This window comes from Frigidibacter sp. MR17.24, from assembly GCF_037095655.1.
In the GTDB taxonomy this organism is placed as follows: Bacteria; Pseudomonadota; Alphaproteobacteria; order Rhodobacterales; family Rhodobacteraceae; genus Frigidibacter.
This window is the reverse complement of sequence record NZ_JBAWKE010000001.1, coordinates 1,360,550-1,375,547: the sequence shown is the minus strand read 5'-3', so window position 1 is coordinate 1,375,547 and position 14,998 is coordinate 1,360,550. Positions and strand designations below refer to the sequence as shown.

Genomic DNA, 14,998 nt, shown 5'->3' with positions numbered 1-14,998 from the left:
GACATCAGCCGCCATCAGCGGCCCTCTTGACATGGAGAAGTGAAATGGCCGCACCCGTCACGGCAAAGTTCGAGCACTTGGTGCTTGAGATCGAAACCGAAACCCCCGGCACCTATGCAAAGATGTGCGGCCTGATGGACTTCACCATCTCGCGCGCCTCGCAGGTGGACACGGTCGAGACCCCCCAAGACTGCGACGATGAGAGCCTGCCGTACCAGACCGAGCGGTCGGTGCGCGCGCTCGATGTCCAGCTCACGAACGTTTCGGCGGTTTGGGCCCAGCAATCGCATCAGGCGATGATGGACTGGTTCTACTCGTCCTCGACGAAGAACATCCGCATCCAGCATGTGAACGCGGCGGTCGGCGATACCGAATACGAGGCGGGCGCGGCACTGCTGACGCAGCTGGATCACCAGCGGACGAAGGGCCAGAAAATCACGGCCACCGTCTCGATCCAGTTCGACGGCACGCCGACCCGCACCGCGAAGGTGGCACCCTGATGAAGACGACGCTGACCTGGGTGGGTGGTGAGCACGATTTCGATCTCCGGATCGGGGAGCTGCGCGCCATTCAGTCCGAGTGCGATGCCGGGCCGATGGAGATCATCAACGCGCTCGCCTACGGGAGCTGGCGCGTGGATATGCCCATGTCCGTTCTTCGGCACGGGCTGATCGGCGGCGGCATGGACGCCAAGGCCGCGCGCGAGCTGGTCGACCGGATGTTCTCGGCGCATCCGATCGGCCGGTTCGTGGTCCCGGCGCAGTATGTCCTCGCCGCCGCTGTCGTCGGTGTGGAGGGCGACCCCGTGGGGGAGCCGGAGGGGGCGACGATGACGCCGCCCCCGGAAAGCTGACCTTCAGCCAGTTCTACCGGACCGGCGCGAAGATGGGGTTCTCGCCCCGCCAGGTCGATGAGATGACGATCTGGGAATTCACCGCATGCCTGGAAGGCTTCGCCGAGTTCCACACCGGCAAGCCGCCCGCGCGCGCGACCGAAATGAGCGATGAGCACCTGCGCGAGCTCGGGATCGAAGGGTTCACGGATGGCTGAGAGTCTCTCCTACGCCATGACGGCGAACATCATGCAGCTGGAGCAGAGCGCGAAGAAGGCCCAGCAGGTCGTCGCGCAAACTCATGCGACGATCACGCGGGAGTTCTCCAATTCCAATGCCAAGGTCACGGCCGGCCTGTCTGATGCCGGCACGTCCATGGCTCGCTTCGGTCAGGTCACGGCTCGTCAGCAGCAGATCATCCAGAACACGAGCTATCAGTTCGCTGACCTTGCCGTTCAGATCGGGTCCGGAACCAGTGTGCTCCGTGCTCTCGGGCAGCAGCTGCCCCAAATTCTTGGCCCCCTTGGGACTTTCGGCGCGCTGGCTGGCGTGGCTGCCGCTGTCCTCTTGCCGCTGGCGTCTGCCATGGGCGGATCAGAGGATGCGGCGAAGACGCTGGACGGCGCCATCAAGAGCGTCGAACAGGCCCTGAGCGACTACCGCGCGGCGACCGATTTCGCCAACACCTCGACCGAGGAAATGGAGAAGCGCTTCGGCGTCGCGGCGAAGGGCGTTAGTGCGATCGCGAAAGAGATCCAGTCGATCCGCGCCGAGCAGGCGCAACGCGCGATCGACGGCTTGGCGGGCTCTCTGGCCAGCATGATGGGAACGGCGGGCGACGGCGACCTGCGCCAAGGCATCGCTGGCTTCTTCGACCAGAACATCGGGTTCGCGTTCACGGCGGCGCAGAAGGAGGCGCGGGCCGAGGCGCGCCAGCTGACCAGCGAGTTCGTCAGGCAGCAGGATGCGATTGCCGGCGCGACCGGTGATGTCGACGCCCAGATCGCGGCGACGCAGGCACTGCTCTCGGTCACGATCTCCCTCGCCGAGGCCAAGGATGGGATCTCGGCCGAAGAAGACGCGATCATCACCAAGATCACCGAAGCCCTGCAGAAAATGGTCGATCAGAAGGAGGCCATGCTTCAGGCCTCCGGAGCGGCGGCGTCGATGCAGGAGCCAATGGCGAAGGTCGCCGAGGGAGCTGACGGGATCCTGGCTGCGGTCAACCTCATTCCGCCCGCGCTCGCGGCCTCGACGGATGGCGCGAACGGCCTCGCCGCCGCGGCCAATCTCGCCGCGAGCAACTTCGCTGCTGCGGCCCGAAACGCCGCAGCCGTCGCTGAGGCGCAGCGGCAGGCCGGCGTGCAGATCGGCAGCATGAACAGTGGCAGCGCGTATGCGCCCGGCCGCGCAGAGGGCGTCGGCGACGCCAGCGTCGTCTTCGGGCCTCGCCCGACGCCCGGGGCGGCACCCTCCCGGAGCATTCGTCCGCAGCGCCCCGATGTGAACAGCTTCGGTGATTTCCTCGACGGGGGCCGCAGTTCCCAACGTGGCGGCGGTCGCTCCAAGCGCGAGACCGACAGCGTCTATGAGCAGGAGATCCAGCGCTTCACGCGTCAGATCGAGCTGATCGGAAAGACCAGCGAGCAAGTCGCTTTCCTTGAGGCGAAATGGAAGCTTCTCGACGAGGCCAAGGCCAAGGGGCTGACCGTGGGCGATGCGCTCAACGCGCAGATCGAAGCGCAGGCTCAGAAGATCGGCGACATGGCCGTGGCGCAGGAGAAGGCCGCTGATCGGGCTCAGATGCTGACGCAGTTCCAGTCTGACCTGAAGAGTGGCCTGATCGATGGGATCGTGGCTGGCGACGGTTTTGCCGGCGCCATGGAGAACGTCGCGCAGTCGCTGGCCCGCGCCGCGCTGCAGGCCGCCTTCTTCAACGAGGGCATCTTCGCCAGCGGTTCGGGCAAGGGGCTCCTCGGTGGGCTGTTCGGCAGCATCTTCGGGGGGGGGGCTGCAAAGCCATATGCCAAGGGCGGTGTGCAGAGCGGCCCGGGTATCTCGGCCTATTCGGGCCGGGTGGTCAGCAGGCCGACGCTGTTCCCCTTCGCCAATGGCACGGGCCTGATGGGCGAGGCGGGGCCGGAGGCGATCCTGCCGCTAGCGCGGGCCGCAAACGGCAAGCTCGGCGTGCAGGCGCAGGGCGGCGGGTCTGCCGGAAGCACGACGATTCACCAGACCTTCGTCGTGCAGGGCAATGGTGACGAGTTCATCCGGCGCGAGATGGCGAAACAGGCGAATACGATCAAGCAGCAGACCATCGCAGGCGTGATCGAAGCGAAGAAGCGCGGAACCCCGGGGCTCTAATGGCAATCACCTATCCTCTCGCCATGCCCGACGTCTGCCGGGTGGTTACGACCTTGCCGCGTGAGATCAATGCTGTCGTCGTGAGCCGGTCGCTCTTCACTGGCGCGCAGCAGGTCCTTCGCTGGCCTGCGCAGAGCTGGGAGCTAGACGTGACCGTCTATCCGAAGACGATTGCGCAGTTCCAGGAATGGGAGGCGTGGCGCACTGCGCTTTGTGGTCCGGCGGGCACTTTCTTGCTCGGCCTGCGCGGCAGGATCAAGCGCGGCAGTGCAAGTGCTGCGACAGTGACCGGAGCAGCACAGAGCGCCACGCCGACGATCACAATGACGGGGACGCTGCTGGCAGGGGACATGATCCAGATTGGTCTCGGTGCCGCGGCGACACTGCACCGCGTTCTTGCGTCCCGCGACGGCAGTGGCCAGCTCGACATCTGGCCAGCCCTACGCCGCTCGGTTTCCGGCGCGACTGTCGTGCTGGATCGCCCGCAAGGTAACTTCCGGCTCGCGCAGTCCTCACAGGAAGGCGTTGCCCGTCACTTCGACACGATCAGCTTCACTGCCATGGAAGTGATCTGATGGCGCGCGCGATCACCGGGACGCTGCTCGCGGCGCTGACCCAACCGACCGTGCAGATCTACCACGCGGTCGAGATGCTTTTCGACACGGCTCCCGTCCGGATCTGGACGGGATTCGGCGATCGACAGATCCAAGGCCAGAACTACGTCGGCGCGGGTTCGCTCCTCGGGATCGGGGACATGCAGGAGGTCAGTGACCTCTCGGCGCAGTCTTCGACGCTCACGCTTTCCGGGATCTCCTCCGAGATCGTGGCGCTGGCGCTTGCCGAGCCGTATCAGCGGCGCCGCTGCCGGATCATGTTCGGCGAGATATCGGTCCCCGATGTCGTCACGCTCTTTTCGGGGCTGATGAACACGATGACCATCCAGGACGCGGGCGAGACCAGCACGATCGAGCTCGTGGTCGACAGCAAGCTCGTCGAGCTGCAACGCGCACGCGAGCGTCGCTACACGCACGAGAGCCAGCAGGCGCGGTATCCCGGCGACACCTTCTTCAGCTACGTCGCCGACCTGCAGGCCAAGAGCATTGTCTGGGGGCGTTCGGGGTGAATCTGGACGCATTGCAGGCCTACCTGCGCGAAGTTCGTCACACGCCGTTCCGCGCGGGCGAGCACGACTGTCTGACCTTTAGTAACGCCGCTTGGCTGCGGCTGCACGGGCGCGGGTGGGCCGACGACTGGCTTGGGCGATACCTCGGCCCTCGCGGGCGGCTCCTGCGCGCTGACGAGCTGCGCAAGGCGTTCGGCTTCGATGCTGTCGAACCCGCGGTTGATGCCCGCCTATGCCGTTGTACCTCGGTGCCGCCGCGCGGGGCGCTGGTCCTTTCTCCGGGATCTGTCGAGGCACGCTGGATCCTTGGCGCGTCCTTTGGGATCTGCGTCGGCTCTCACGCGGCGCACCCCGGCCTCCATGGGCTGGTTTTCTTGCCGGTCGAAGACATCACTGCAGCCTGGGTGGCCGAATGACGCCGATGATGAAGATGCTGCGCGGCACGACCATGCTGTCGCCAAACGCGCGCATCCTCCGCGACCCTATCTCCGGCGCGATTATCACGGCGCTCGGCGTCAGCTCGACCGGTGTGGCTGCCAGCCTGATCGGGGTCGGCGTGTCGCTGGCTGTTTCTGCGGTGACGAGCTGGGCGCTCTCCGCGCTCACCCCGAAGCCGAAGATCAAGGGCCTGGGGGATCAGGGCTCGCAGGGTCTTCTGGTCAATGAGCGCGAGGCTGCTGGGCCGCATCAGATTGTCTATGGGCGAGCTCGGAAGGGCGGCACGGTCACCTTCATGGCGACGACGGGGAGCGACAACCGCTACCTGCACCAGATCATCTGCTTGGCGGGCCACGAGATCGACGCGGTCGAGCAAATCTACATCGATGACGAGCCTGTCGAGCTAACCAGCAACAGCGCATGGCAGTACGAGTACGACATCTACCGGATCAAAGTCACGCGCCGACGCATTGGCGGCGGTGGCGAAGGTGGCGGCGGCGACAACAACAATTACGTCGAGGTGCGCGAATTAGTCTACGTGGAGACGCGGGTCTCCAAGGTGGCGGAACGGTACCTGGAAGTCGGCGCGCGCGTCGAAAACCGAAGCCAGCCGCAATCGGCCGACGGCGAGAATGCCTTCACCGGCATGAACGATGGCAGCTATGCGATCATTAAGCGCCGGATCGCAGCGAACGGGCTCGTCGGCGGAAAGTGGCGGCACCGGATCCGCATCTTTTCTCATCTCGGCAGCCCGACGCAGGCGGCGGATGGTGCGCTTCTGTCAGAGGTGCCGGGTCTCGATGGAAACTTCCGCGGTCAGGGGATCGCCTACCTTTACGTTCGGTTCGACTATGATGCCGACGTGTTTCCGAACGGGGTTCCCCTTATCACCGCCGGGATCCGTGGGCGCAAGGTCTACAATCCGACGAACGGTCAGACTCAGTGGAGCGAGAACGCGGCCCTCTGCATCCGCGATTACATCGTCGGCTCGCACGGTCTCGGTGACCCCGATGTCAATGACACTGCGTTCTCTGTCGCGGCCTATCTCTGTGCCGAGGCCGTCACCGTCGCCGGCGGGGGCCAGATCGCGCGCTACGCGGCCAATGGCGTGATCAACGCGGACGCATCGATCGGCGACGTGATCCAGCAGATGATGACCTGTTGCGCGGGCACCCTCTTCTATGGCGGAGGCGAGTGGCAGCTGCGCCCCGGCTATTACTCGGCGCCGATCCTCGACCTGGGGCTCGACGATCTTCGCTCCGCCATCAGCGTCCAGACACGCGGCTCGATGGGCGAGGCGGTCAACAGCGTCCAGGGCACCTTCAACGATGCTGGCCAGGCGGGGGTGACGGTCGACTATCCTGCGGTCAGCAGCGATCTGTTCCTCGCCGAAGATGGCGGCGTGCCGGCGGCGCTGAACCTAGACCTGCCGTTCACTCGATCCTCTGCGGCGGCACAGCGCCTCGCCAAGATCACGCTCTATCGGGCGCGCGAGCAGATCACCGTCAGCGCCGACTTTGGCCTCAGGGCACTTGCCTGCCAGGTCGGGGATATCGTGAGCCTGACCGTCGATCGCTACGGCTGGGCCGCGAAGGAATTCGAGGTTCAGGGCTGGCGCTTCTTCGTCGATGGGGACGCGGGCGACCTGCGAGTATCGATGACGCTGCGGGAGATCAGTGCCAGCGTTTTCGCCTGGGATGCCGACGAGCGCGAAATGGTGGCGAACAACACCAGGCTGTCGGCAGTGCGGCCGGATGCTCCGGGGATCTCGCTGACGAGCGAGCTGCGCGTGGTGAACGAACAGGTGGTCAGCGTGATGATCATCGACCTGTCGTCGACGGATGACCAGTTGCTCGAATTCGAGGTCGCGTATCGCGATGCGGCCAGTTCGCGGTGGGTTGCCGCGGGTCTGGGGCAGTCGCCCCGGTTTGAGGTGGTTCTGCCGGGCGACGGGTACTTCGACGTCCGCGCCAAGGCCCGCAGTGCTTTGGGCTTCGGGTCTGACTGGTCCGAAGTCCTCGACTGGTATTCCGGGGTGTTTTCGCTGCCGCCGGCCAATGTGACGGGCTTCGCGGCCAATGTCGTCGGCGGGACGCTGCACCTGAGCTGGGATGCTGTCGCTGACCTCGACCTGTCCCATTACAAGATCCGCTACAGCCCGAAGCTCGCGGGCGCGACCTATCAGGATGCGATGGATATCGTCCCTAAGGTGCCGCGCCCGGCTACCAGCACCTCGATCGCAGCGGCCTCCGGGACCTACTGGATCAAAGCAGTCGACAAATCCGGCAACGTCAGTGCCGCGGCGGCGGTTCGCGCTGTCAGCGTCGATCTCGCCGCGGTGTCGGCGCTCAATGTGGTTGAGGTGATCCAAGAGGCCCCGGCATTCTCCGGAGCGCAGTCGGGGGTCGCTGTCACCTCTGACGACATCGGCACGTACATCCAGCTTGCGACAAACGGGACTTGGGATGACCAGGAGCTCGAATGGGACGAGATCGGCGGCCTGTGGGACTTCGGTGGAGGCCTTGTCTCCGTGGGCAGCTACGAGTTTGCCGAGGTGATCGACCTGGGCGAGGTCTACACGTCGCGCGTCTCGGTTTCGGCAGAGGTCCAATACCTCAATGTCACTGACGGCACCTGGGATGATCAGGGTGGCATGTGGGACAGCCTGACCACGCCATTTGACGGGGACGCTGCGTCTGTCGACACAACCTCGGTCCGGCTGCAGGTGAGCCAATCGAACGGCGACCCTGGGGGTGGCGCCGTGTGGACCGAATGGCAGGACCTCGTGGCTGCCGACGTCACCGCACGTGCGCTGCGGTTCCGTGCGTTGCTGACCAGCCGAGACCCGGCCGCCACGCCGATCATCCGCAGCCTCAGCGCCCGGATCGACATGCCTGATCGTGTCGAGGACGGCGACGACATCGCTGTGACCGGCACGCTCACCGTCGCATTTCCCGCCGCCTTCCGGCAGCCGCCGACGGTGGGGCTGAACTTCGTCGGCGCCGTAGGGGACCGGGCTGCGGTGACGGCGCGGGCCGCCGCAGGCTTCACAGTCACCGTGCGCAACAGCGCTGGGGCGGTCAGCACCAGCCCAGGCACCATCGACTACATCGCAAAGGGATATGGCAGGGTCCAATGAGCCAGCATGACTTCAGCATCTCGAACCAGTTGATGCCCGCGGCGCGGCTGGACATAAACCAGGCGTTGGATGCGCTTGTCTCACTCAGCAGCGGGGGGGCTTCGCCATCGACCACCTTCCCGAACCAACTATGGTTCGATGAGTCCAATAGCGTCTTGCGGCAGCGCAAGCTCGCGAACGACGGATGGATCGATATTGCGCGTGTCGACCAGACCTCGGGCAGATGGGTGCCCGCATCCATCTCGACATTTGCAGAGGCGTTCGTCGCCGTCAGCTCTGCCGCCGCTGCGCGCACTGCGTTGGGTGTATTCATTCCCACCTCAGGGGCGGGGCCGGGGAACTGGCAGGCGATATTCGCCGACGGCGGATTGCTCACGCTCCCAGCTGGTGGCACGTGGGCATACTTTTCGTTTGCCCTCCCCACCAATGGCTATGGGTTCCGCAGCGGCGGTTCGGCCGGAGTTGCCGCGGGCGGGACACAGGTCCGAGCTTTCACCGACTTCACTTCCGGGTACATGCTCTGCTGGAGGATCGCATGACAATTCTCGCCGATTTCCGTCGTGAGGACGGCAGCTATGTCATCACGGTTAATGGTCTGCCCTATCATGTGACCGCAGAAGACCCGCTGTTTTCAGCGGTGGATGGATCAGATGCACCTCTGGAGCTGCCTCCTGAGGCTCCAGTGCTCTCCATTGAGGAGCAACGCGCGGCCATGTCGCTCACCGACCTGCAGTTCGCCATGGCTGCGGCCGGTTTGGGGCTCATGACCACAGCCGAGGCCGAGGCGTGGGTCGCGAGGGGTGAGCTGCCCGTGCTGGCGCTGACCGCGATCTCTGCGCTGCCCGAGGCCGAGCAGCCCTTCGCGCGGATCCGCTTCGCCGGAGCGCGGACAATCGAGCGGCTGGACCCGTTCATGCCTGCGCTGCAAGCGGCTGCTGGGCTTACCGATGAGCAGGTCGATGCGCTGTTCGCCGCCGGTGCTGCCCTCTGATGCTTGCCTTCTTCCGTGGGCTGCTGATCCCCGACGCGCAGGAGCGCGACGCCTACGCCTGGCTCTGCAATCAGGCAGGTCACGCCGCTGTCGTCGGGGTGACCGCGGCGATCCTGCTCCTCGCCCTCGGCGCGCCGCCGCTGGCCGTGCCGATCATCGTTGCGTTGATCTATGGCGCGGGCTGGGAATGGGCGGTCCAGCGCAGCCCGGCGGGCGACGGGCTCATGGACACCGCCTTTGTCACCGCGGGCGCCGCGCTGATCACCGGCGCGCTGGCGGAGGGGCTGGCGACCGCCGCGGCGGTGCAGGGCATCTGGCTGGCGCTGCTGTTGATCGGCGTCTGGCGGCGCGTCTGAACTTCACGACCACTGACTGAGCGAGAGACATGACCCGCATTTCCGACGTACTTCTCCAGCACGGCCGCGCGCTGGAGTGGCTGACCTCGTGCGCCCTTCTGGCCTTCGCGCTGACTTTGGCGCTGCCGGGCGACACGCTTGTGGCCAGCCCCTCGTTCCAAGGCTTCACCGACGCCGGGCTCGACGAGGCCGCAATCGCCATGCCGCTCTCGTGGGTCGCGGCGATGCGGATGGCGGGCCTCTACATCAACGGCGCATGGAGGCGATCGCCATTCCTGCGCATGGCCGGGGCCATCGTCGGGTCCGGCGTCTTCGGATGCCTTTCCCTGATGTTCGCCATCCCCTACCTGCAAGGAACACAGCAAGGCCTCACCACGGGCGTGGGGGTCTACGCCGTCCTCTGCGCCTTCGATCTTCTCGCAGCCTACAGGACGGGTGCCGATGTTGGACATGCTAAACGGGCTGGATGAAGTGGCGTGGGCCGGCCTTGCTGGATTTCTCGGGGTGATCCTCACTGCCATCGGTGCGGCATGGCGAGGGACGAAGAAAACACCGGTTGAGGTCGGCGTCCCGCTTCCGCCTCCTTCTTTGGTCGATTTCACCCTGGAAGAGGCAAGAGCGATCCGGCGCCGGCTGGAAGACGAGGCCAAGGCCAGCGCAGAGCGGCATGACGAGGCCGAGCGCCTGCTGAACGCCATCCACCAAGACACGCAGATCCTGCGCGACCGCCGGGACCGCTGACCTCCCCACATCCCTCACCTTTCGGAGCCTGAAATGCCCGACATGACGCGGGGCCAGACGGCCCTGATCCGCCAGACGGCGGACGACTTCGGCTGCCTGCCGGTCCAGACCGCCTATCTGCTCGCCACCGCTGCGTGGGAGACGGCAGGATCGCTGGAGCCGGTCAAGGAGGCCTATTTCCTCGGCAGCAAGGCGGCGGCCTATCGCGACGGCCTGCGCTATGCGCCTTGGTGGGGGCGTGGCTTTGTCCAGTTGACGTGGCAGCGCAACTACATCCTCGCCGGCCAGAAGCTCGACATGGACCTGACCACCGATCCCGATCGGGTGATGGAGCCGGAGATCTCGGCGCAGATCCTCGTGCAGGGCTCGATGGAAGGCTGGTTTACCGGCAAAGCCCTGCCGCTCTACGTCTCGGCCACCGCCTGCGACTTCCGCGGCGCACGGCGGGTCATCAACGGCACCGACCGGGCCGACGACATCGCTGCGCTGGCGCAGGAATACCTCTCCGCCATCGCCCCCTCGATCCCGCGCACCGTGCGGCGCGGCAGCACCGGTGTTCCGGTCGCCCAGCTTCAATCCGCGCTGCGTATCCCAGCCGACGGGGCATTCGGCCCGCAGACCGAGATGGCCGTAATCGATTTCCAGGCCGCGCACGGCCTCGCCCCAGACGGGATCGTCGGCCCGGCGACGTGGCGCGCCATCCTCAACCTCGGAGACTGACATGACCACGATCACCAACGTGCTGCGCGACCGCGTAGCCTCCGCTCTGGCCGAAACCGGCGCCACGCCCATCAGCTCGACCACCGAGGCAGTGGTGGCCAAGGTCGCCCCCATCGTCGCGCACGCGACCAACGCCGAGCCCTGGTATCGCTCGCGCGTCACGTGGGGCGCGATCATCGCCATCACCGCGCCGATCCTGAGCGCGCTGGGCGTGTCGGCTGATGTGCTGGACCCTGACCTCGCCGTCTCGATCTCGACCGCAGTGGCAACCGCCGTCGGCGGCCTCCTGACGCTATACGGGCGCTGGAAGGCGAAGAAGCCGCTGTGAAGCGCGGCCCAGTCCTGCGGCTGCCTGTCTGGCGGCTGATCATCCGGCGCAAGTAGCGCCATAGGCCCGCGCCGCGCTGGCCCGCTGAAGAGGACCTGAACATGAGCAAACGACCCAGACCGCGCCCGAGACCGGGCGGCGGCACGCTCGACAACTGACACCAGCCAAATCACTAAGGAGAACCCCATGGCCCGTCATCCCTTCGGAGGGCGTCATCGCCCGCGCCCACGCCCCGGTGGTGGCGCTCTCGCCGGCATCACCATCCTCCTGTCGAGCTTGTCGCCGCTCCCCGGCGACACGGTGACGCTGACGATGACCGGCCCCGCGGGCTGGACGCTGACCAGCGCCTCGGTCTCGGTGGGCGGCACCCCCGTCACGCTCTCGGGCTCGGGCACCACCGGCACCGTAACGCGGACGTTCATCGTTCCGGGCGGGGCGGCCGCTGGCGCAGCCGTCGCGGTCATGGCCTCGGGCACGGACGGCGAGGGCCGCACGATCTCCGGCATCGCGCTGGCGACGGTGGGGGAGGCGGCGGGCGGTGAGTTCGTCGCCATGCCCGAGCTCCTCACCCAGTCCAGCCTTGTCGTGCTCGGCGACAGCCTGCCGGCCCGTGCATTCGGACAAAACACCGCTACGAAATCCGCTTGGATGGAGCCGTATATGGCGGCGGTCGGCTTCACGACCCCAGTCACCTTCCGCAGTTACGCGATCGATGGAGCGACCATCTCCGCCATCACTGCGCAGGCAGCCACGGCCCGAACCGACTTCCCGGGATCTGATGTCCTGCTGTCTGCGGTGGCCGGGGGCAACGACATCTCCGATAACCGCCCGTACCCGGGAGGCGCGACGGCTATTTCCACCGGCTACGACGGCTTCATCGCGGAGCTTGATCTTGCGGCGTCAAAGCAGATCATCAGCATCCCGCACAAGCGGTACTACTCGGACGCCCCGGCGGTAACGTCTGACCCGTCCACCGAGGCAAACGGCTCGCTCCCGTACAACGAAAACATCTTCATCCCGAAGGCCGAAGCCGCCTATCCGGAACATATCGCTGAAGGGCAGTATTTCTTCGACATGTACCCGTGGTCTGCTCCGCTACAGGACATCATGCTCGCGGATGGCATCCACCTGACAACCGCAAACGTCGATCTCTACGGTAGGCAGCTCTTGGCCAGGATTGCAGCGCGTGCCCTGGGTCAAACGGAGCCCACCACCCGAAGCGGCAGGGTATACCGCTTCGGATACGGCGGAACCAACCGCGTGACGATGGTCCCCAGCTCGTCGCTGCAATACCAAAAAGTCATCAGCCTGTACGGCGACGAAGGCATGGGGGCAGGGGCGTTCGACCTGACGTCCGAATTCGACGGCTGGATGCACTACGGCGCGCGCGTTGGGGGCAGCCCGCCGAGCGAGGGCGTCAGCTCGGATACGGGTGGCGGCGGGACCGGCGCTTTTGCACGTATCGCCGACACGCGGCTGCAGCTCGCCGAGCTGCTCGGTGGGTACCTGGCGGCGGCACCCGGCTTCACAAACGAGATCACCTGGCGGCACCTCTGCCCGGGCGACACGGTGCGGGTGACTGCAGTGGCCACCCGAGCCTCGTCTGCAACGGATCGCAAGGGTCTCTACACTCTCACGGGCGGGGAGCAGCTGGTGATAGACGGCGCAACGAGCGCGGCGTCCAACATGGGGGTATTCGCGCCCATCACCGTCCCCGCCGACGGCACCGTTCGGCTGTCGTGGACCGCGAATACCGGGAGCATCTTTGGCTATGTGAGCGCGACCATGCTGGAGCACCTGTGACATCATGACCACCGAACACCTCGCCACCCGCATCGCTGGCCTCCTCCGCTGTACTGCGGGGGAGGCGCGTTTCTTAGCCGCCGTTATCCAGTCGCACCCGCGCATCGCCCCCTACGCCCTCATTGAGGATCGCTACTGGGACCTGCACGCCGCTGTCACAACATCTACGGAGCTTGCAGCATGAGCCGCTATGTCTTGGGAGACCGCCACACGTACATCCCCGGCGAAAGCGTGGACGAGCGTCTGACCCCGACCTACCGCGAGGCAGCTATCGAGCTGTCGAAGATGTCCAGAGAAGACCTCCAATTTCGGATGATGGAGATCGGGTACAGTGTCGCGACCGCTGCGGCCATCGCTGACAATTTTACCCAGATCGTTCTGGCCCATCAGCGCGGGGACAAGTCGCCAGCTCTGTCGGGTATTACCTGAGCCCGTCTCCAGTATCGCTGGCCTCTCCGCCGCACTACGGGGAGGTCGTTAGTAGCCCGACCGGCATCACGCAGCAGAAGTTCACTCCTTTTAAAAGTGATCCGATGACGGCATGAACACAGTAGCCCCACGGCAATGAGCGGTGGGGCTATTCGCATTATGTCCTCCGCCGACGCAGCGCTGCGATAGCAGCCAGACCACCTACCAGAAGCAATCCAGCGGCAGGCAATGGTACGGGCGCGAGTTGCACATTATCGATATGGAATGTTGAACATGGGAAATCGATGCACGTGATTCCGTCTGCGCCGGGAGAATTCCACGGGGTAATTGCAGCGATCTCAAAGGCATCAATATCGCGGAAGGCATTGCCAAGGTCGATCGCGGTGAACGTGCGTGGGTAGGAGTTTGTGCCAGGCTCGACCCAAGAGGCAAGGTAGACCGTCGAGACGACTTGACCGTTTAGGAAGCCGGTCAAGCGCACATTGTTAAACTTTGCCGGGGTGTATGGCCCCCACGATTCGCCGCCTGAGATGATCCCATATTGAGGCCCTTGGGCGAGGTCGAAGCTGAAAACAGAGAACAGGCGACCCGCTTCATTCGTGATCATGACCTCGCGAGGGAAGTCGGCACCGTCGGAGAGTAAATACAGCGCTTGGTTTGCTCCTCCTGTGCCGTAGCTTGATGGTGCATTTCCGACACGGAACCCCGCCTCATAGAATGGCGCGTTTCGGAATCGTCCGCCTTCTCCGGACAAGCCAGTGAATGTGAGAGTTGCTGCACTGGCTGACCCCGCGCCGATCAGGGCGGCTGCCGCTATCGCTATACCAAAAGTCTTCATCGTAACCTTCTAAAAATACATCAGTTCTAGCCTTGTTCGATTCGATTGGCTTTTTACAGTGGGGCAAAATGTGAACAGGGCGAAAATGTGGCGGAGGCTTCGCGTTGGTTGCGGCCGTCTGAGCGATACAGAGACGTCGCGCACGTGCTTTTCTCGGCATTTCCGCACACCGGCGGCGGCTCTCCTGACTATGGCTGTCGCCGGGACCATCGACCTGACGTGAGAGCAGTCACACGACCCTGATTGCTGGGGCACCGACGGCTTCCCCCAAGTCGTCGCGGCGCCCGACGATCCGACGCATCTCCAGCTCGGAGCTGCGGATCGTCACCGTATCGAGATCGGGACGAACCTGGTCGCGCATCACCTCCGCAATCAGGTCGATGTCGAAGGCGCTCTCGAAGGTGACAGACGTCGGCGTCTGCATCTGCCAGCCCTGGTCGGACAGGACGAGCGCTGCCGCGTAGATGTCCTTGCGGACCTGCTCGGATGCTGGCCTGTGCCCAATCTGAAACGAAACCCGGTATCGCGGCACGGCGTCACCCTCCTTGTGGGGACATGCGTCGGAACCTTGGGTCGTTAAAAATGATTCCACCATGGGTTATTTTGCAGGCAGCATGGATCCAAGCGCTATCGCATAAGTTGAACTGCGGCTGATGTGTCCTCATCGGCTGCGCCCGGCGGCGGTATGATTTCCCCATTGCCGCCGTCGGTCACGCGCCGCGCAACAGAGGGCTCCTCGGTACACGCCGCGATCGGCGCCGCTGCGGCTGCGATGGCCAGCAATGAACCAATGGCCATCGCGCCGAAAAGCACCTAGCAATAGGGAGGCTCCACCGCCTCGGCGACCTTTGCGCTACCAGCACTAACTCAAATGACAGGCTCCCTCTGCGAGCAAA

The 14,998-nt window shown here is 65.1% G+C and carries 19 protein-coding genes; 17 read left to right on the top strand and 2 right to left on the bottom strand.

Annotated elements, in window-relative coordinates:
- The first annotated feature begins 44 nt into the window (after positions 1–44).
- The 17 genes from V8J39_RS06485 (at position 45) to V8J39_RS06405 (ending at position 13,264) form a co-directional block, all read left to right on the top strand.
- Positions 45–500 carry a phage tail tube protein gene (locus V8J39_RS06485; RefSeq protein WP_336460020.1) on the top strand — a complete coding sequence of 152 codons (456 nt, stop codon included), beginning with the start codon at positions 45–47 and terminating at the stop codon, positions 498–500.
- On the top strand, positions 500–853 hold the full coding sequence (locus V8J39_RS06480; RefSeq protein WP_336460019.1) for a gene transfer agent family protein: 354 nt from the start codon (positions 500–502) through the stop codon (positions 851–853). The genes V8J39_RS06485 and V8J39_RS06480 overlap by 1 nt, the downstream gene beginning before the upstream one ends.
- Before the next feature lie 62 nt (positions 854–915).
- Positions 916–1,050, top strand: coding sequence for a hypothetical protein (locus tag V8J39_RS06475; protein ID WP_336460018.1), 135 nt, complete (start codon positions 916–918; stop codon positions 1,048–1,050).
- Entirely contained in the window at positions 1,043–3,196 is a 2,154-nt protein-coding gene (locus tag V8J39_RS06470; RefSeq protein ID WP_336460017.1) for a phage tail tape measure protein, read from the top strand. Before V8J39_RS06475 ends, V8J39_RS06470 begins: the two co-directional genes overlap by 8 nt.
- Complete coding sequence (locus tag V8J39_RS06465) at positions 3,196–3,771, top strand: hypothetical protein (protein WP_336460016.1); 576 nt, start codon at positions 3,196–3,198, stop codon at positions 3,769–3,771. The genes V8J39_RS06470 and V8J39_RS06465 overlap by 1 nt, the downstream gene beginning before the upstream one ends.
- Entirely contained in the window at positions 3,771–4,319 is a 549-nt protein-coding gene (locus V8J39_RS06460) for a hypothetical protein (RefSeq protein WP_336460015.1), read from the top strand. Before V8J39_RS06465 ends, V8J39_RS06460 begins: the two co-directional genes overlap by 1 nt.
- Positions 4,316–4,735 (top strand): DUF6950 family protein, encoded by a 420-nt coding sequence (locus V8J39_RS06455; protein WP_336460014.1) that lies wholly within the window; start codon positions 4,316–4,318, stop codon positions 4,733–4,735. The genes V8J39_RS06460 and V8J39_RS06455 overlap by 4 nt, the downstream gene beginning before the upstream one ends.
- A 5-nt stretch (positions 4,736–4,740) precedes the next feature.
- A complete protein-coding gene (locus tag V8J39_RS06450) occupies positions 4,741–7,896 on the top strand; it encodes a phage tail protein (RefSeq protein ID WP_336460013.1) in 3,156 nt (1,051 codons plus the stop codon).
- Positions 7,893–8,435 (top strand): hypothetical protein, encoded by a 543-nt coding sequence (locus V8J39_RS06445; RefSeq protein WP_336460012.1) that lies wholly within the window; start codon positions 7,893–7,895, stop codon positions 8,433–8,435. Before V8J39_RS06450 ends, V8J39_RS06445 begins: the two co-directional genes overlap by 4 nt.
- Positions 8,432–8,887 (top strand): hypothetical protein, encoded by a 456-nt coding sequence (locus V8J39_RS06440; RefSeq protein WP_336460011.1) that lies wholly within the window; start codon positions 8,432–8,434, stop codon positions 8,885–8,887. The genes V8J39_RS06445 and V8J39_RS06440 overlap by 4 nt, the downstream gene beginning before the upstream one ends.
- Positions 8,887–9,243, top strand: a complete 357-nt coding sequence (locus V8J39_RS06435; protein WP_336460010.1) for a hypothetical protein — start codon at positions 8,887–8,889, stop codon at positions 9,241–9,243. Before V8J39_RS06440 ends, V8J39_RS06435 begins: the two co-directional genes overlap by 1 nt.
- A 29-nt stretch (positions 9,244–9,272) precedes the next feature.
- Positions 9,273–9,713, top strand: coding sequence for a hypothetical protein (locus V8J39_RS06430; RefSeq protein ID WP_336460009.1), 441 nt, complete (start codon positions 9,273–9,275; stop codon positions 9,711–9,713).
- Positions 9,685–9,984, top strand: coding sequence for a hypothetical protein (locus V8J39_RS06425; protein ID WP_336460008.1), 300 nt, complete (start codon positions 9,685–9,687; stop codon positions 9,982–9,984). The genes V8J39_RS06430 and V8J39_RS06425 overlap by 29 nt, the downstream gene beginning before the upstream one ends.
- Before the next feature lie 33 nt (positions 9,985–10,017).
- Positions 10,018–10,704: a peptidoglycan-binding protein gene (locus tag V8J39_RS06420; RefSeq protein ID WP_336460007.1), complete on the top strand. Its 687-nt coding sequence runs from the start codon at positions 10,018–10,020 to the stop codon at positions 10,702–10,704.
- 1 nt (position 10,705) lies between these two features.
- A complete protein-coding gene (locus V8J39_RS06415) occupies positions 10,706–11,032 on the top strand; it encodes a hypothetical protein (RefSeq protein WP_336460006.1) in 327 nt (108 codons plus the stop codon).
- A 186-nt stretch (positions 11,033–11,218) separates the two neighbouring features.
- Positions 11,219–12,835: an SGNH/GDSL hydrolase family protein gene (locus V8J39_RS06410; protein ID WP_336460005.1), complete on the top strand. Its 1,617-nt coding sequence runs from the start codon at positions 11,219–11,221 to the stop codon at positions 12,833–12,835.
- A gap of 180 nt (positions 12,836–13,015) precedes the next feature.
- Complete coding sequence (locus V8J39_RS06405) at positions 13,016–13,264, top strand: hypothetical protein (protein ID WP_336460004.1); 249 nt, start codon at positions 13,016–13,018, stop codon at positions 13,262–13,264.
- Between the two features lie 157 nt (positions 13,265–13,421).
- Here V8J39_RS06405 and V8J39_RS06400 read toward each other — a convergent pair whose 3' ends face one another.
- Both V8J39_RS06400 and V8J39_RS06395 read right to left on the bottom strand, forming a co-directional pair.
- A complete protein-coding gene (locus tag V8J39_RS06400; RefSeq protein WP_336460003.1) occupies positions 13,422–14,102 on the bottom strand; it encodes a VPLPA-CTERM sorting domain-containing protein in 681 nt (226 codons plus the stop codon).
- Between the two features lie 229 nt (positions 14,103–14,331).
- On the bottom strand, positions 14,332–14,697 hold the full coding sequence (locus V8J39_RS06395) for a hypothetical protein (RefSeq protein WP_336460002.1): 366 nt from the start codon (positions 14,695–14,697) through the stop codon (positions 14,332–14,334).
- Positions 14,698–14,998: the final 301 nt, after the last annotated feature.

What these genes read in the sequence shown, in the direction of transcription:
- V8J39_RS06485 (WP_336460020.1), top strand. Translation starts at nt 45, where the DNA reads ATGGCCGCACCCGTCACGGCAAAGTTCGAGCACTTGGTGCTTGAGATC.
- V8J39_RS06480 (WP_336460019.1), top strand. Translation starts at nt 500, where the DNA reads ATGAAGACGACGCTGACCTGGGTGGGTGGTGAGCACGATTTCGATCTC.
- V8J39_RS06475 (WP_336460018.1), top strand. Translation starts at nt 916, where the DNA reads ATGACGATCTGGGAATTCACCGCATGCCTGGAAGGCTTCGCCGAGTTC.
- V8J39_RS06470 (WP_336460017.1), top strand. Translation starts at nt 1,043, where the DNA reads ATGGCTGAGAGTCTCTCCTACGCCATGACGGCGAACATCATGCAGCTG.
- V8J39_RS06465 (WP_336460016.1), top strand. Translation starts at nt 3,196, where the DNA reads ATGGCAATCACCTATCCTCTCGCCATGCCCGACGTCTGCCGGGTGGTT.
- V8J39_RS06460 (WP_336460015.1), top strand. Translation starts at nt 3,771, where the DNA reads ATGGCGCGCGCGATCACCGGGACGCTGCTCGCGGCGCTGACCCAACCG.
- V8J39_RS06450 (WP_336460013.1), top strand. Translation starts at nt 4,741, where the DNA reads ATGATGAAGATGCTGCGCGGCACGACCATGCTGTCGCCAAACGCGCGC.
- V8J39_RS06445 (WP_336460012.1), top strand. Translation starts at nt 7,893, where the DNA reads ATGAGCCAGCATGACTTCAGCATCTCGAACCAGTTGATGCCCGCGGCG.
- V8J39_RS06440 (WP_336460011.1), top strand. Translation starts at nt 8,432, where the DNA reads ATGACAATTCTCGCCGATTTCCGTCGTGAGGACGGCAGCTATGTCATC.
- V8J39_RS06435 (WP_336460010.1), top strand. Translation starts at nt 8,887, where the DNA reads ATGCTTGCCTTCTTCCGTGGGCTGCTGATCCCCGACGCGCAGGAGCGC.
- V8J39_RS06430 (WP_336460009.1), top strand. Translation starts at nt 9,273, where the DNA reads ATGACCCGCATTTCCGACGTACTTCTCCAGCACGGCCGCGCGCTGGAG.
- V8J39_RS06425 (WP_336460008.1), top strand. Translation starts at nt 9,685, where the DNA reads ATGTTGGACATGCTAAACGGGCTGGATGAAGTGGCGTGGGCCGGCCTT.
- V8J39_RS06420 (WP_336460007.1), top strand. Translation starts at nt 10,018, where the DNA reads ATGCCCGACATGACGCGGGGCCAGACGGCCCTGATCCGCCAGACGGCG.
- V8J39_RS06415 (WP_336460006.1), top strand. Translation starts at nt 10,706, where the DNA reads ATGACCACGATCACCAACGTGCTGCGCGACCGCGTAGCCTCCGCTCTG.
- V8J39_RS06410 (WP_336460005.1), top strand. Translation starts at nt 11,219, where the DNA reads ATGGCCCGTCATCCCTTCGGAGGGCGTCATCGCCCGCGCCCACGCCCC.
- V8J39_RS06405 (WP_336460004.1), top strand. Translation starts at nt 13,016, where the DNA reads ATGAGCCGCTATGTCTTGGGAGACCGCCACACGTACATCCCCGGCGAA.
- V8J39_RS06400 (WP_336460003.1), bottom strand. Translation starts at nt 14,102, where the DNA reads ATGAAGACTTTTGGTATAGCGATAGCGGCAGCCGCCCTGATCGGCGCG.
- V8J39_RS06395 (WP_336460002.1), bottom strand. Translation starts at nt 14,697, where the DNA reads ATGGTGGAATCATTTTTAACGACCCAAGGTTCCGACGCATGTCCCCAC.